This window comes from Pseudomonas sp. DR 5-09, assembly GCF_001655595.1.
Lineage (GTDB): Bacteria > Pseudomonadota > Gammaproteobacteria > Pseudomonadales > Pseudomonadaceae > Aquipseudomonas > Aquipseudomonas pharyngis.
Window position 1 is genome coordinate 3,048,700 of the sequence record NZ_CP011566.1, and the last position, 16,389, is coordinate 3,065,088.

Below are 16,389 nucleotides of genomic sequence, written 5' to 3' on the forward strand. Positions count from 1 at the left end.
ACGTGTGCATCGGGGGAAAGGCCAGCATGGATAAAGTCATTGTGATCACCGGCGGCGGTCGTGGAATCGGCGCCGCCACTGCGCTGTTGGCTGCCGAGCAAGGCTATCGGATCTGCATCAATTACCAGACCGACGAACAGGCCGCTCACCACGTGCTGGACCAGGTGCGTGAGCGCGGCGCCACGGCCATCGCCGTGCGTGCCGATGTCAGTATCGAAGACGAAGTGATCGCGCTGTTCAACCGGGTCGACAGCGAACTGGGCCGCGTCACCGCCCTGGTCAACAACGCCGGCACCGTGGGGCAAAAATCCCGGGTCGACGAAATGTCCGAATTCCGCATTCTCAAGATCATGAAAACCAATGTGCTGGCGCCGATCCTCTGCGCCAAGCACGCGATCCTGCGCATGTCGCCCAAACACGGCGGGCAGGGTGGCAGCATCGTCAACGTCTCCTCGGTCGCCGCGCGGCTGGGCTCGCCGAATGAGTATGTCGATTACGCGGCGTCCAAAGGCGCGCTCGACACGTTCACCATCGGGCTGTCCAAGGAAGTGGCAGGCGAGGGGATTCGGGTGAATGCGGTGCGTCCGGGTTACATCTATACCGACTTCCACGCCTTGAGCGGCGACCCGGATCGGGTCAGCAAGCTGGAGTCGGCCATTCCGATGGCCCGGGGCGGGCGGCCGGATGAAGTGGCGGAGGCGATTGTCTGGTTGCTGTCGGACAAGGCTTCGTATGCCACCGGGACTTTTGTCGATCTCGGCGGCGGGCGCTAAGCCTCCAATGATCGTTTCCACTCTGCGTGGGAACGATCAACGATCAGCGGCCACTCAAAACGACCGCACAATCCGCCCCAGCGTCTCCATCGCCTTCTCTGCATCCTCGGTCCACGGGCTGCCGTAGTTCAATCGAATGCAATTCCTGAAGCGCTGGGTCGGCGAAAAAATCGGCCCCGGCGCAATGCTGATCCCCTGCGCCAACGCCATCTGAAACAACTTCAACGAATCCATCTGCGGTGGCAGTTCCAGCCACAGAAAATAACCGCCGGCGGGTTGGCTCACGCGTGTCTGCGCCGGGAAGTAGCGGGCGATGGCCGCGAGCATGGCGCTTTGCTGTTCTTCCAGGGCATAGCGCAGTTTGCGCAGGTGACGGTCGTAGCCGCCGTGTTGCAGGTAGTCGGCGATGGCTGCTTGTGCGGGCATCGAGGCGCACAGCGAGGTCATCAGTTTCAGTCGTTCGATTTTCTGTGCGTAGCGGCCGGCGGCGACCCAGCCGATGCGGTAGCCGGGGGCCAGGCTCTTGGCGAACGAGCCGCAGTGCATCACCAGCCCTTCGGTGTCGAAGGCCTTGGCCGGTTTCGGCGCCTGCTGGCCGTAATAGAGTTCGGCGTAGACGTCGTCTTCGATCAGCGGCACCTGATGCTGTTTCAGCAGTTCCACCAGTTCCTGTTTCTTGGCCTCGGGCATGGTCGCGCCCATCGGGTTCTGGAAACTGGTCATGCACCAGCAGGCCTTGATCGGGTGTCGTTCCAGTGTCTGGGCGAGCACGCCGAGGTCGATGCCGTCGCGCGGGTGCACGGGGATTTCCACGGCTTTGAGCTTCAGGCGTTCCAGCACTTGCAGGCTGGCGTAAAACGCCGGGGCTTCGATGGCCACCAGATCACCGGGCTCGGTCACGGCTTGCAGGCACAGGTTCAGCGCTTCGAGTGCGCCGTTGGTGATCAGCAGTTCTTCCATCGGCAGCATCAGGCCGCCGACCATGTAGCGCAGGGCGATCTGCCGGCGCAGTTGCGGGTTGCCCGGCGACATGTCGGTGACCACCATGCGCGGGTCCATCTCCCGGGCGGCGCTGGCCAGCGAGCGGGACAGGCGTTGCAGCGGGAACAGGGTCGGGCTGGGGAACGCCGAGCCGAACGGCACGGTGCTCGGGTCCTTGATCGATTCCAGTACCGAGAACACCAGCTCGCTGACGTCGACCTTGGTGGACTCGTTGACCTGGCTGCTGATCACCGGCTCCGAGAACGGGCTCGGGGCGTGGGTATTGACGAAGTAGCCGGAGCGCGGGCGGGCGCGGATCAGGCCGCGACGTTCCAGCAGGTAATAGGCCTGGAACACCGTGGACGGGCTGACGCCGTAGGTCTGGCTCGCGTAGCGCACCGACGGCACCCGCTGACCGGGGCCGAGGACGCCGGAGCGGATCAGTTCAGCGATGTCGTCGGCGAATTTTTCGTAGCGTTTCATCGGGGGCCTTGGTACGTGGTGTTTGGTGTTTTTGTGGTGGGTCAGTGGCATCAGCCCTCACCCTAGCCCTCTCCCAGAGGGAAAGGGGGACTGATCGTGGGATGCTTAAGAATTACGCCGACATGAACGTGCTGCAGTGAATCCATAATCGACTCGATTTTTCAGGTCGATGTACAACTCCTTACACCTCGGTCGGCTCCCTCTCCCTTTGGGAGAGGGCTGGGGTGAGGGGGGAGATTCTAACGGCTCACCGATTCATCGGCGCAACAAACCGGCTCTTCGCCACGCTATAAATCCCCGGCTCATCACTGTCGGCAATCTTGAAGCTCAAGGTCTGCGAGCTGCTGGCCGGGCGTTCGGAGGTCATCGCCACCGACACCGGCACATCGACGATCTCGCCCGGCGCCAGGCTCAGTTCGGTCTTGCCTTGCAACTGGAAGCCGTCGCCGTCCACCAGCGTCAGGTTGTAATCCTGGCGCTGCTGGGTTTTGTTGATGACCTTGAGGGTGTAGATGTTCTCGATCTGGCCCAGACCGTTTTCACGGAACAGACCACGGTCCTTGGTCACGTCCAGCGACACCATCGGCCGTTCGACCAGCGCCAGGGCGAGGGCACCGATCATCACCACCAGCACCGCGACGTAGCCGATCAGCCTTGGACGCAGCAGATGGGTCTTGCCACCCTGCAACTCACGCTCGGAGGTATAGCGAATCAGGCCGCGAGCGTAATTCATCTTGTCCATGATCGAGTCGCAGGCGTCGATGCATGCCGCGCAGCCGATGCATTCCATTTGCAGGCCGTCGCGGATGTCGATACCGGTCGGGCAGACCTGCACGCACAACTGGCAGTCGATGCAATCACCGAGGCCGGCCTCGGCCGGTTTGATCTCGCGTTTGCGCGGGCCCCGGTTTTCGCCACGGGCGGCGTCGTAGGATATTGCCAGGGTGTCCTTGTCGAACATCACGCTCTGGAATCGCGCATACGGGCACATGTGCATGCACACCGCTTCACGCAGCCAGCCGGCATTGATGTAGGTGGCGGCGGTGAAGAACAGCACCCAGAACAGACTGACGCCGCCGATCTGCAAGGTCAGCAGTTCTTCGGCCAGTGGCCGGATCGGGGTGAAGTAGCCGACGAAGGTCAGGCCGGTCAGCACGCTGATTGCCAGCCACAGCGTGTGCTTGGCCGCACGCCGCGCCAGTTTGTTCAGGCTCCACGGCGCCGCCTGCAATTTGATCCGCTGGTTGCGCTCGCCTTCGGTGATCTTCTCGCACCACATGAAGATCCACGTCCACGAACTCTGCGGGCAGGTGTAGCCACACCAGACCCGGCCGGCGAACACGGTAATCGCGAACAGGCCGAACGCGGCGATGATCAGCAGCGCCGAGAGCAGAATGAAATCCTGCGGCCAGAAGGTCGCGCCAAAGATGTGGAACTTGCTTTCGGAAAGGTCCCAGAGCACCGCCTGACGTCCGCCCCAGTTAAGCCATACCGTGCCGAAGAACAGCAGAAACAGAAACCCCGCGCCGCTCATGCGCAAGGTGCGGAACAGGCCGGTGAAGCTGCGGGTGAAGATCTGGTTGTCGCTGGTGGCGTGTTTCGCCTTCATTGGGCGCGCCGGTACTTTTTTTATCCGGGGAGATGCTTCTACGGTTCGGACGGGGATTCGTTCGCTCATGGTCGTTCGCTCATCAGCCTCCATCAGGCCAGGGAACTATGAGCGTCGATCTGTTTGCATAACAGACTCAGGTATTCCAATAAAAAGCGGATCAGATGGGTTCCGGATCAACTCCTGCGACAACTTGAAGCAGCCCGCAGGCCAAAGCGCAGAGGCCTATCCCAGAGCTCTGCGCCGGTTGTTGATCGAGGTCAGTCAAATCACCGAATCACTGTCGTCGGCCTTCAGGTGTTTGCGCCCATCCCGGGCGCCTGCGACGGTCAATGCGTCCGCTTCGGCTTCAGTGACGTAGATGCGCCGTCCTTCCACCTCGACGAACGACATGGCTTTTTCCCTATCTGTCCTGACTTCCAGCGTGTCGCAGATCCGGATTTCCTCACCATTCTCAACGGTGAAAAAACAGACTTTCGATTCCGGATTGCTTTCATCGATACGAAGGGGCATGGGGTTGTCCTTTTTTTCACGGGAGTCTGAGACGTTAGGGTGCGCGGTTCTGCAGATCGTTCTACGCAACCGATTAATGGTCGGCGCTGTCCATCCTTTATCAACTCATAACAAGGACTGGACGATGAACGCCTGGTGGCATGAAGTGTGGGAAACACTGCAAGCGGAATTCGCCGACATCGGCGATGCGTCGCAGCTGACCCGGATCACCGTGCGCCTGTTGATGGCGGCCATATTGGGCGGGATTCTCGGGTTTGAGCGCGAGCACAAGGGCAAGGCCGCCGGGGTGCGAACGCACATGCTGGTAGCCCTTGGCGCGGCGTTGTTCGTGCTGGTACCGCAATTGTCCGGTTCCCAGGCCGACGCGATGAGCCGGGTGGTGCAGGGCGTGATTGCCGGGATCGGCTTTCTCGGCGCCGGCACCATCCTCAAGAACCATGAAGGCGACGAAGGCCACGTCAAGGGCCTGACCACCGCCGCCGGTTTGTGGATGACCGCCGCCATCGGCGTCGCGGCCGGTCTGGGCCGCGAGGCGACGGCGGTGCTCAGTACGTTGCTCGCGTTGGGAATATTCAGTGTCATGCCGCGGATCGTCAGGGTCTTTGAAAAGGATCACATCGAGAAGGACCGCATCGAGAAAGACCACAACGACCTACGCTGATCAGACGATTACCGGCGGCATGGTCGTCGGCGGTTCTTCCTTGGGCGGTGGCGTGGTGCCAGGCGGCTCCTGTTCAGGGATCGGTTGCGGTTCGGTTTCGGGCAGGGTCGGTTTGTCGATGTTCGGATCGGGTGTTTCAGCGGGAATTGGAATAGTCATCGGGTGAACCTCCGTGTGGCACTTGGCGTGGGACGTGCTTAAGTGGATTGACCACTTCACTGCGAAATCGATCCGATTTTGTAGCGCGGCAAATCCCTGTGAACTTTTCCCGGCGACGGCCGCTCGGAACCTGAGAGAGTTCATCCGGGCCCAGGCCCGACCGTGACCGCCAAACAGGCAAACGAGCGTCCTTGGGGCGTTAAGGAGAGATGCTCAATGACTGCTGAAAAACCTTCCGAACAGAGCTACAACCCGCACATGCCGCTGTCGCAGGCCTTGCTGTTGCCGCGCATCGTCATTGAAAACACCATGCCGACCCTCGACGGCGGGCAGTTTGCCGTCAAGGCGATCGCAGGTCGGGAGATCGTGGTCACCAGCAAGGTGTTCGCTGACGGTCACGACAAACTGGCGGTGCGCATCCGCTGGCGCGAAGAGGGTGACGAGGCCTGGCAGACCGAAGTCATGAGCGATCAGGGCAACAATGGCTGGCGCGGTGTGTTTCAGCCGCAGCGCATGGGCCGTTATCTGCTCCTGATCGAAGCCTGGATCGACCAGTTCGCCAGTTTTCAGTACGAACTGGAGAAAAAGCACACCGCCGGCGTCCCGGTCAGCCTCGAGCTGCAAGAGGGACGCACCATGGTGCAGCAGGCCGCCGAGCGCAGCGAAGGTCAGCTCAGCGAACAACTGGCCGGCTTGCACCACGAATTGTCCGGCCTGCTCGAAACCGAGCAGGTCGCGTTGTTTCTGCACTCGCGCAGTGCGCAACTGATGGCCGAGGCCGATCACCGCGCCTACCTGAGCCTCAGCCCGGAATTCCCGGTGGACGTCGAGCGCGAATTGGCGGAATTCGCCAGTTGGTACGAACTGTTTCCCCGCTCGATCACCGACGATCCCACCCGCCACGGCACCTTCAATGACGTGCACTCGCGCCTGCCGATGATTCAGGACATGGGCTTCGACGTGTTGTATTTCACGCCGATCCACCCGATTGGCCGCAGCCACCGCAAGGGTCGCAACAATTCCCTGACCGCCGGCCCGGACGATCCCGGCAGTCCGTATGCGATCGGCAGCGAGGAGGGCGGCCACGAAGCGATTCACTCGCAACTCGGCACCCGTGAGGACTTCCGTCGGCTGGTGGCCGCTGCCGCTGACCATGGTCTGGAAATCGCCCTCGATTTCGCCATTCAGTGTTCCCAGGATCACCCGTGGCTCAAGCAGCATCCGGGCTGGTTCAACTGGCGGCCGGACGGCACGATCAAATACGCGGAGAACCCGCCGAAGAAATACCAGGACATCGTCAACGTCGACTTCTATGCGCCGGAAGCGATTCCGAGCCTGTGGGTCGAGTTGCGCGACATTGTGGTCGGCTGGGTGCAGGAGGGCGTGAAGATCTTTCGCGTCGATAACCCGCACACCAAGCCGCTGCCGTTCTGGCAATGGTTGATCGCCGATGTCCGTACGCTGTACCCGGAAGTGATTTTCCTCGCCGAGGCTTTCACCACCCCGGCGATGATGGCGCGGCTGGGCAAGGTCGGTTACACCCAGAGCTACACCTATTTCACCTGGCGCAACACCAAGACCGAACTGGCGACCTATTTCAGCGAGCTGAATGAGTCGCCGTGGCGCGAGTGCTACCGGCCCAACTTCTTCGTCAACACCCCGGACATTAATCCGGCGTTCCTGCATGAGTCGGGACGTCCCGGATTCCTCATTCGCGCCGCGCTGGCGACCATGGGCTCGGGCCTGTGGGGCATGTACTCGGGGTTTGAACTGTGCGAATCGGCGCCAGTGCCGGGCAAGGAGGAATACCTCGATTCCGAGAAGTACGAGATCCGCGTCCGCGACTTCAACCAGCCCGGCAACATCATTGCCGAGATCGCCCAGCTCAACCGCATCCGCCGCCAGAACCCGGCGCTGCACAGCCATCTGGGCCTGAAGATCTACAACGCCTGGAACGACAACATTCTGTATTTCGGCAAGCGCAGTGCGGACGGCAGCAACTTCATTCTGGTTGCCGTCAGCCTCGATCCACATAACGTACAGGAGGCGAATTTCGAGCTGCCGCTGTGGGAAATGGGCCTGCCGGACGATGCCACCACCCACGGCGAAGACCTGATGAACGGCCATCGCTGGGACTGGCACGGCAAGTACCAGTTCATGCGGATCGATCCGGCGTATCAGCCGTTCGGAATCTGGCGGATCACTGCCTGAACACAGATCCCCTGTGGGAGCGAGCCTGCTCGCGAATGCGGGCCAACATTCAATACATAGCTTGCCTGCCAACTCGAATTCGCGAGCAGGCTCGCTCCCACAGGGTGCTCATCGTTTGCGAGCCAAGTGATCGGCTCACCGTGTTTATAGAATTGAACAGGAGTTTCACATGGCGAAGAAACCCAAGGCTGCCACCTTCATCAAAGACCCGCTCTGGTACAAGGACGCGGTTATCTATCAGGTTCACGTCAAATCCTTTTTCGACTCGAATAACGACGGGATTGGCGACTTTCCCGGCTTGATCGCCAAACTCGATTACATCGCCGATCTTGGCGTCAACACCATCTGGCTGTTGCCGTTCTACCCCTCGCCACGCCGCGACGATGGTTACGACATCGCCGAATACCGGGGCGTCCACAGCGATTACGGGACGATGGCCGACGCCAAACGGTTCATTGCCGAAGCACACAAGCGTGGCCTGCGGGTGATCACCGAGCTGGTCATCAACCACACCTCCGATCAGCACCCGTGGTTCCAGCGAGCGCGCAAGGCCAAGCCAGGCTCGGCGGCGCGGGACTTCTACGTGTGGTCGGATGACGACCAGAAATACGACGGCACCCGGATCATTTTCCTCGACACCGAAAAGTCCAACTGGACCTGGGACCCGGTGGCGGGCCAATACTTCTGGCACCGCTTCTATTCGCACCAGCCGGACCTTAATTTCGATAACCCGCAAGTCATGAAAGCCGTGCTGTCGGTCATGCGCTACTGGCTGGACATGGGCATCGACGGCCTGCGCCTGGATGCGATTCCGTACCTGATCGAGCGCGATGGCACCAACAACGAAAACCTCCCGGAAACCCACGACGTCCTCAAGCAGATCCGCGCCGAGATTGACGCCAACTATCCGGATCGCATGCTGCTGGCCGAAGCCAACCAATGGCCGGAAGACACCCAGCTGTATTTTGGTGACACCGACGCCGAGGGCGTGAATGGCGACGAATGCCACATGGCGTTCCACTTTCCGCTGATGCCGCGCATGTACATGGCCCTGGCCCAGGAAGATCGCTTTCCGATCACCGACATCCTGCGCCAGACCCCGGAGATCCCGGCCAACTGCCAATGGGCGATCTTCCTGCGCAACCACGATGAACTGACGCTGGAGATGGTCACCGACAAGGAACGCGACTACCTGTGGAATTACTACGCGGCCGACCGTCGCGCACGGATCAACCTCGGCATCCGCCGGCGTCTGGCGCCGTTGATGGAACGTGACCGCCGCCGCATCGAACTGCTCAACAGCCTGCTGCTGTCGATGCCCGGCACGCCGACCCTGTATTACGGCGATGAGATCGGCATGGGCGACAACATCTACCTCGGCGACCGCGACGGTGTGCGTACGCCGATGCAATGGTCGATCGACCGCAACGGCGGCTTCTCTCGCGCCGACCCGGCCAGTCTGGTACTGCCGCCGATCATGGACCCGCAATACGGCTATCAATCGGTCAACGTCGAAACCCAGGCCGGCGATCCGCATTCGCTGCTGAACTGGACCCGACGCCTGCTGACCGTGCGCAAGCAATCCAAGGCGTTCGGTCGTGGCACCTTGAAGATGTTGTCGCCGGCCAACCGTCGCGTTCTGGCCTACACCCGCGAATACACCGGGCCGGACGGCAAGCACGAAATCATTCTGTGCGTGGCCAACGTGTCACGCAGTGCACAAGCGGTGGAACTCGACCTGTCGGCTTACGTCGGCATGGTGCCGGTGGAAATGCTCGGTGGTAACGCGTTCCCGCCCATCGGCCAGTTGAGTTTCCTGCTGACCCTGCCGCCCTACGGTTTCTACTGGTTCGGTCTGGCGGCGGAAAACCAGATGCCGAGCTGGCACGTGGAACCTGCGCAGAGCCTGCCGGACTTCACCACGCTGGTGCTGAAAAAGCGCATGGAGGAACTGCTCGAAGCACCGTCCCGGGCCACCCTCGAACAGGCGATTCTGCCGAGCTGGCTGCAGAACCGCCGCTGGTTTGCCGGCAAGGACGCTGCCATCGAACAGGTGAAACTGGCCTACGGCGTGCGCTTCGGCGATGCGCAGCATCCGGTGTTGTTCAGCGAAATCGAAGTGCAGAGCGGCGGGCAGACCAGCCGGTATCAACTGCCGTTCGGGTTCATTGCCGAAGATCAGGTCGGGCCGGCATTGCCGCAACAACTGGCCCTGGCCCGAGTGCGCCGGGTTCGCCAGGTCGGCTTGATTACTGATGCCTTCAGCCTTGAAGCATTTGTTCGCGCGGTGCTGCAAGGTATGCAGGGCGGTACGGTGCTGGAGTCCAGTGATGGCGAGATCCGTTTCGAGGCGACGCCGCAACTGGAAAAACTCGGCCTCGGCGCGGAATCCGAAGTGCGCTATCTGTCCGCCGAGCAATCCAACAGCTCGGTGGTGATCGGCAACAGTCTGGTGCTCAAGCTGATCCGCAAAGTCGCTTCCGGCGTACACCCGGAGCTGGAGATGAGCGCTTACCTGACCGCGGCCGGATTTGCCAATATCTCACCGCTGCTGGGTTCGGTAATTCGCCGCGGCGCCGATGGTGAAGACAATCTGTTGATGATTGCACAGGGCTATCTGAGCAATCAGGGCGACGCCTGGGAATGGACGCAGAACAACCTCGAACGTGCACTGCGCGACGAACTGGCCGACGCCGTGTCCGAGCAGGCGCAGCACTACAACGCCTTGGGTGAGCTGAAGGATTTCGCCGGGATGCTCGGCCAGCGTCTGGGGGAAATGCATCAGGTATTGGCAGCGCCGAGCGACAACAAGGACTTCGCGCCGCAAGTCAGTTCGGCCAAGGATGCCCAGGCGACCGGCAAGGATGTCGCGGCGCAGGTCGAACATGCCCTGAAGCTCCTGAAGCAACATCAGGGCGAACTAGACGCGGCGGATCAGAAGCTGGTCGCTCGTTTGCTCGACAACAAGAAAACCATCCTTGCCCACGTGCAGGAACTGGCCAAGCAATCCGCCGGCGGTCTGCGGATCCGTGTCCACGGCGACCTGCATTTGGGGCAGGTGCTGGTAATCAAGGGCGATGCTTACCTGATCGACTTCGAAGGTGAACCGGCGCGGCCACTGGCCGAACGCCGAGGCAAGCACAGTCCGTACAAGGACGTCAGCGGGGTGCTGCGCTCCTTCGACTATGCCGCGGCCATGGCGCTGAATGTGCACAACGTCGACAACAGCCCGGAGGCCGAAGCCGCGCGTCGGCGGGTCACGGAGCGGTATCTGCGTGAAGCCCGGGAAGCCTTTCTCCAGGCATATCGTCAGGCAGCAGCTAGTCTTGATCATGCCTGGCAAGATCCTGAAGGTGCCGACGCCGCACTGGCGTTGTTCGGTCTGGAGAAAGCGGCCTACGAAGTGGCCTATGAAGCCGAAAATCGCCCCACCTGGCTGCCCGTGCCGCTGCACGGTCTGTATGGGTTATTGACGGGGCTCAAACCCTTTTCCGATCTTGGTGGAGAGTAGTCATGAGTTTCTCGAACAGGGAACAGGGTCACGCTAAAGAAAGATTGCTGCCCACTGCAAAAGACATTGATGCTTTAGTGCGCGCAGAACACCACGACCCGTTTTCCATTCTTGGCCCCCACGGTGATGGCGCCGGCGGGCAGTTTATCCGGGCGTATCTGCCCGGCGCGTTGAGTGTTTCTGTTGTCGATAAAAACAGTGGCGAAGAACTCGGTCCGCTGGAGGCTACCGAGACGCCGGGGCTGTTTGTCGGGCATTTCGAGGGCGCGCGGCCGTACCTGTTGCGCACCCGCTGGGCCGGTGGTGAACAGGTCGCGGAAGATCCCTACAGCTTTGGTCAGTTGCTCGGTGAAATGGACTTGTATCTGTTCGCCGAAGGCAATCACCGCGACCTCAGCAGCTGCCTCGGCGCGCAGCTGAAAACCGTCGATGGCGTCGACGGTGTGCGCTTTGCCGTGTGGGCGCCGAATGCCCGGCGGGTGTCGGTGGTCGGCGATTTCAACGTCTGGGACGGCCGGCGGCATCCGATGCGCCTGCGACATCCGTCTGGCGTGTGGGAATTGTTCATTCCGCGCCTGCAGGCGGGCGAGCTGTACAAATACGAAATCCTCGGTGCTCACGGCATCCTGCCGCTCAAGGCCGACCCGATGGCGCTGGCCACCAGCCTGCCGCCGGACACTGCGTCAAAAGTCGCCGCACCGTTGCAGATCGACTGGCAGGATCAGGACTGGATGAACGGCCGCCACGAGCGTCAGCAGCACAGCGCGCCGCTGTCGATCTATGAATTGCACGCGGGATCCTGGCAGTGTGAACTCGATGATCTGGGCGAAGTGGCGCGTCAGTACACCTGGCCGGAACTGGCCGAGCGTTTGATTCCGTATGTGAAGGAGCTGGGTTTCACCCACATCGAACTGATGCCGATCATGGAGCACCCGTTCGGTGGTTCCTGGGGTTATCAGTTGCTGTCGCAATTCGCTCCGAGCGCGCGTTACGGCACACCGGAACAGTTCGGTGACTTCATCAATGCCTGCCACCAGGCCGGCATTGGTGTGATTCTCGACTGGGTGCCGGCGCATTTCCCCACCGATACCCACGGTCTGGCGCAATTCGATGGCACGGCGTTGTATGAGTACGGCAACCCGCAAGAAGGTTTTCATCAGGACTGGGACACGCTGATCTACAACCTGGGCCGCACCGAAGTGCACGGCTACATGCTGGCGTCGGCGCTGCACTGGTTGAAGCATTTCCACGTTGATGGGCTGCGGGTCGATGCGGTGGCGTCGATGCTCTATCGCGATTATTCGCGCAAGGCCGGCGAGTGGGTGCCGAACCGTCATGGCGGTCGCGAGAACCTGGAAGCCATCGATTTCCTGCGGCACTTGAACGACGTGGTGGCACTGGAAGCACCGGGCGCGCTGGTGATCGCCGAGGAGTCCACGGCGTGGCCGGGCGTCAGCCAGAGCACCCAGCAGGGCGGGCTCGGTTTCGCTTACAAATGGAACATGGGCTGGATGCACGATTCGCTGCATTACATCCAGCAGGATCCGGTGTACCGCGCCCATCACCACAACGAGTTGAGTTTCGGTCTGGTCTACGCCTGGTCCGAGCGGTTCATCCTGCCGATTTCCCACGACGAGGTGGTGCACGGCAAGCATTCGCTGATCGACAAGATGCCCGGTGATCGCTGGCAGAAATTCGCCAATTTGCGCGCCTACCTGAGCTTCATGTGGACCCATCCGGGCAAGAAGCTGCTGTTCATGGGCTGCGAGTTCGGCCAGTGGCGCGAGTGGAATCACGATCAGCAGCTGGATTGGTATCTGCTGCAGTACTCGGAACACCAAGGCGTGCAGAAACTGGTCGGCGATCTCAACCGGCTCTACCGCGAAGAACCGGCGCTGCACGAGCAGGACGATGCGCCGCAAGGCTTTCAGTGGTTGATCGGTGACGATGCGATCAACAGCGTTTTCGCATGGCTGCGCTGGAGCAAGGACGGCACGCCGGTGCTGGTGGTGGCCAACTTCACTCCGGTGCCGCGCCAGTCGTACCGGGTCGGTGTGCCCTTTGCCGGGCGCTGGAAGGAATTGCTCAACAGTGATGCCGACACCTACGCCGGTTCCAACTATGGCAATGGTGGCGGGGCGTTCACCGAAGAGGTGGCCAGCCATGGGCAGGCGTTGTCGCTGGAGCTGAATTTGCCGCCGCTGGCAGTTTTGATCCTCAAGCCTGAGGGCTGACCTCACGCGAGATCGTTCCCACGCTCCGCGTGGGAATGGCTTTGGGGACGCTCCGCGTTCCAGCTCTCGAAGGGACGCGGAGCGTCACGGGCTGCATTCCCACGCAGAGCGTGGGAACGATCATGCAGAAGAAGTTACCAGCGCATCCGGATCCCCAGGCTGCCAATCAACCCGTTCAGGTCGTTGTCGTCCACGTCGCTACTGTAATCGGCGCTGACGTACAGGCTCACCGTCGGTGTCATTCTCGCCACCAGCCCCAGGCCGACTTCCACGGTCGAGGACTTGCGGCTGCTGCTGATCTTGTCCACCTGATCCAGCGTCACCGTGTTGCCGGTATACACCGTGTGCCACAGGTTCGTGCGCACGTAGGGTTCGACCGGCAAGCCGTTCAGGTCATAGCTACCTTTCAAGCGCGCACCGACTCGGCCGCTCCACGATGAAATGTCGCTGGAAGACGCATTGCCCGAGCCCGCATAGGGTGTGTCCAGGGTGATGCGCTGGTTGATCAATTGCGCCTGCGGTTCAACCACCCAGTTTTCACCCAGACCGATCGGGAATCCGCCTTCCACCGACAGCGTCATCGCGCTGCCTTCGGTGGCCAGGCGTGCGCCTTGCTCGTTACGGCTGAAACCGCTGACCCGGCCGCCACTGGCCGACAAGTCGACGTGCCAGCCTTGTGGGCCGATCAGGCTGTAGTAAGCGCCCAGGCTCTGGCCTTGCAGGTTGAGAGTGTCGGTGGTCGGGTCGGCGAGGGCGCGGCTGGTGATCAGGCCGTTGCCATTGCCCCGGATCTGATTCACACCGCCGATCAGGCCGACTTGCTGGGTGTGCCCACTGCTGCTTTTCAAGGTCAGCACGGCGGGCCCCTTGAAGTCGCCGGTGCCGGGTGTGGCGAAGCCCGGGCTGAGGACGTCGGTTTGCGCCTGACGGGACGTCGGACCGTAAAGCTGCTCCCAGGCCGAGGGGGCGAGGTCTTCGGTAATCAGGTTCGTCCCGCGTAGATCCGGCTGTGGGCTGAGCCGTTGCGGGCCTGGTGTCACGACCGTGGCGGGGAGGGTCATGACGGGAATGTCCTGGCGATACCAGGGTGTTGCTTCGTCCGCCACAGGACCCGCCTGCGCCTCCATGGACGAGCACAGCAAGATAGAACTTGAAACGGTGCAAAAGGTAACTTTGATCTCTTGTGGGGTGAGTGAGGTTTTCATGGAGGTCTACCTTGCTAGCGCATGCAGTATCTCGCCTTGGCGTCTCTCCTACCCCGAACGAGGGGCGACCGAATGGAGCGTGGCGAATCCGTGGCCGCCCGTTTTTGACGAGTGACCTGGGGTTCGCCCCGAGTAGTGTTTCCGGGGGTAGTAAGGTAGAGCTAAGAAGACCCGAGCCGCTGCGTCAAGAAATTGAACGATGAGCGGTCGATTCAAAACAGGTGATGCAAGTTTTTGTTTTTGCGTATTTATCTAAGTTCTTGTTTGTAGGGCTAATCGCTGTGGAAGCCGCGAGGCAGAGACTTTTTGCAACCGACAGTCGGTCTGCGGAACCGGGCCTGGCGACCAATTTCGCATCGTTGCGTATGTAAGGACAGCTGTCAGTATCGCGCTATAAATGCACTTCAACCGCCAGCGGCAAATGATCCGAAAGATGCGTCCACGGTTTGTTGCCGAGGATCTGCGGGTCGTGGCTGCTGGCATTGCGCAGGTAGATCCGATCCAGGCGCAGCAACGGGAAGCGCGCGGGATAGGTCTTGGCCGGGCGGCCGTGGTGGCGTTCGAAGGCTTCGTGCAGGTAGTCGCGGCGGGCGAGGGCGACGTTACCCTGCAACTGCCAGTCATTGAAGTCGCCGGCGATGATCACTGGCGCATCGTCGGGCAGGGATTCGAGCAACTGGCAGAGCAGCTGCAACTGCAATTGCCGATGGCTTTCGAGCAGGCTCAGGTGTACGCAGATGGCATGCACTTCGGCATGTCCCGGCACATCCAATATGCAGTGCAACAGCCCGCGCCGTTCCGGGCCGGTGATCGAGACGTCGAGATTGCGATATTCGCGGATCGGGTACTTCGACAACAGGGCGTTCCCGTGATGGCCATCGGGATAGACCGCATTGCGGCCGTAGGCAAAGTCACTCCACATACTGTCGGCAAGGAATTCGTACTGCGAGGTTTGCGGCCATTCGTGGTAGCGGCTGGAATGCCGCTCGTGTTCGCCCACCACTTCCTGCAGAAACACCAGATCGGCCGAGGTGCTGCGCACCGCTTCACGCAGTTCCGGAAGGATGAAACGTCGATTGAGCGCGGTGAAACCCTTGTGCGTGTTGACCGTCAGCACCCGCAGGCGATGGATGGAGGACGGGGTGGAAGTCTGCGCGTCGACGACATGACGCTTGGGATCGCTGGACACGTTCACTCCTCTGAATCATGACTGCCTGTTCATGCGACTGATCCGGGCGCGGGCAGTTCACTTTGACTGGCTGCCCGCGCCCGATGGACAGTCAATCGACGAAGACGATCTCGTAGGGCAGGCGCATGCGTTCCAGTATCGACTTGGGCAACAGTGGCGCGATTCCGATCGCCGGTTCGCCATTGAGCTGGCTGGCGTAGGCATGGGTGGCGTGGCTCTTGCGCGCGACGGTCCAGGTGTCGAGGCGCAGCTTGCGCGCGCGATGCCACGGAATCTGTCCCTGATCGCGTTCCGGCCAGTGCCAGGCCCAGACCGGCACGTCGTGGTAAGTGGCGCCGACCTGTTGCGCCGCTTTGGCACTGGCCCGGCCGACCACTTCATGATCGGCGGTGCCATCTTCGCACCAGGTGCTGAAGACCACATCACCGGGGCGCAGGTAGCGGGCGATGAAATCGGTCAGTTGGGTTTCCTGGTCGAGCAGGGCCTTGTCGGTAAAACCGCCGCGCACCCATTTCAGGCTGTGCATCGGCAAACCGAGGCGGCGCAGGGCTTCGACGCTTTCCTGCGGGCGGAAAACGCTCAGGCGTTTTTCCGACCACTGGCGCGAGCCCGGATGACTGGCGCTGCCATCGGTGATCGACAGCAGTTGCAAGGGATGTCCGAGGCTGGAAAGCAGTTGCAGCAAACCGCCGCAGGTCACCACTTCATCGCCGGGGTGCGGGGCGATGACCACGGCACGGGCGCCGGGTGGCACCAAGGTGTGGGTATTGATGACGGGAATGTTGTCGAGCTGCGGGGCGCTGTTCCAGATCTGCGCCGGCAGGCCGTTTTCGCTGAGGGATAACGGTTTCATGAGTGAT

The 16,389-nt window shown here is 61.4% G+C and carries 12 protein-coding genes; 5 read left to right on the plus strand and 7 right to left on the minus strand.

The window, feature by feature from the left end:
- Window positions 1-26: 26 nt before the first annotated feature.
- Window positions 27-773 carry an SDR family oxidoreductase gene (locus PDR5_RS13660; RefSeq protein WP_007955033.1) on the plus strand — a complete coding sequence of 249 codons (747 nt, stop codon included), beginning with the start codon at window positions 27-29 and terminating at the stop codon, window positions 771-773.
- Between the two features lie 54 nt (window positions 774-827).
- On the opposite strand, the gene mapR is transcribed toward PDR5_RS13660, so the two are convergent.
- The 3 genes from mapR to PDR5_RS13675 form a co-directional block, all read right to left on the minus strand.
- Window positions 828-2,237 carry a GntR family transcriptional regulator MpaR gene (mapR, locus tag PDR5_RS13665; RefSeq protein WP_039772397.1) on the minus strand — a complete coding sequence of 470 codons (1,410 nt, stop codon included), beginning with the start codon at window positions 2,235-2,237 and terminating at the stop codon, window positions 828-830.
- Window positions 2,238-2,484: 247 nt separating this feature from the next.
- The gene (gene ccoG / locus PDR5_RS13670) at window positions 2,485-3,915 is read right to left on the minus strand and encodes a cytochrome c oxidase accessory protein CcoG (protein ID WP_064596277.1); all 1,431 of its coding nucleotides are present in this window, start codon (window positions 3,913-3,915) and stop codon (window positions 2,485-2,487) included.
- 195 nt (window positions 3,916-4,110) lie between these two features.
- On the minus strand, window positions 4,111-4,359 hold the full coding sequence (locus PDR5_RS13675) for a DUF3203 family protein (protein WP_064596279.1): 249 nt from the start codon (window positions 4,357-4,359) through the stop codon (window positions 4,111-4,113).
- A gap of 124 nt (window positions 4,360-4,483) precedes the next feature.
- On the opposite strand from PDR5_RS13675, the gene PDR5_RS13680 reads away from it, so the two are divergent.
- Complete coding sequence (locus PDR5_RS13680) at window positions 4,484-5,020, plus strand: MgtC/SapB family protein (protein WP_039768121.1); 537 nt, start codon at window positions 4,484-4,486, stop codon at window positions 5,018-5,020.
- Here the strand turns inward: PDR5_RS13680 and PDR5_RS29865 are convergent, their stop codons facing one another.
- A complete protein-coding gene (locus PDR5_RS29865) occupies window positions 5,021-5,179 on the minus strand; it encodes a hypothetical protein (RefSeq protein WP_165369575.1) in 159 nt (52 codons plus the stop codon).
- A gap of 216 nt (window positions 5,180-5,395) precedes the next feature.
- Here PDR5_RS29865 and PDR5_RS13685 point away from each other — a divergent pair, with 216 nt between their 5' ends.
- The 3 genes from PDR5_RS13685 (at window position 5,396) to glgB (ending at window position 13,135) form a co-directional block, all read left to right on the plus strand.
- Complete coding sequence (locus PDR5_RS13685; RefSeq protein ID WP_064596281.1) at window positions 5,396-7,390, plus strand: alpha-1,4-glucan--maltose-1-phosphate maltosyltransferase; 1,995 nt, start codon at window positions 5,396-5,398, stop codon at window positions 7,388-7,390.
- Between the two features lie 169 nt (window positions 7,391-7,559).
- On the plus strand, window positions 7,560-10,901 hold the full coding sequence (treS, locus tag PDR5_RS13690; protein ID WP_064596283.1) for a maltose alpha-D-glucosyltransferase: 3,342 nt from the start codon (window positions 7,560-7,562) through the stop codon (window positions 10,899-10,901).
- A 2-nt stretch (window positions 10,902-10,903) separates the two neighbouring features.
- On the plus strand, window positions 10,904-13,135 hold the full coding sequence (gene glgB / locus PDR5_RS13695) for a 1,4-alpha-glucan branching protein GlgB (RefSeq protein ID WP_064596286.1): 2,232 nt from the start codon (window positions 10,904-10,906) through the stop codon (window positions 13,133-13,135).
- 134 nt (window positions 13,136-13,269) lie between these two features.
- Here the strand turns inward: glgB and PDR5_RS13700 are convergent, their stop codons facing one another.
- The 3 genes from PDR5_RS13700 to PDR5_RS13710 form a co-directional block, all read right to left on the minus strand.
- On the minus strand, window positions 13,270-14,340 hold the full coding sequence (locus PDR5_RS13700; protein WP_064596289.1) for an autotransporter outer membrane beta-barrel domain-containing protein: 1,071 nt from the start codon (window positions 14,338-14,340) through the stop codon (window positions 13,270-13,272).
- 391 nt (window positions 14,341-14,731) lie between these two features.
- A complete protein-coding gene (locus tag PDR5_RS13705; protein ID WP_064600802.1) occupies window positions 14,732-15,529 on the minus strand; it encodes an endonuclease/exonuclease/phosphatase family protein in 798 nt (265 codons plus the stop codon).
- Window positions 15,530-15,620: 91 nt separating this feature from the next.
- A complete protein-coding gene (locus PDR5_RS13710) occupies window positions 15,621-16,382 on the minus strand; it encodes a PIG-L deacetylase family protein (RefSeq protein ID WP_064596291.1) in 762 nt (253 codons plus the stop codon).
- Between the last annotated feature and the right edge of the window lie 7 nt (window positions 16,383-16,389).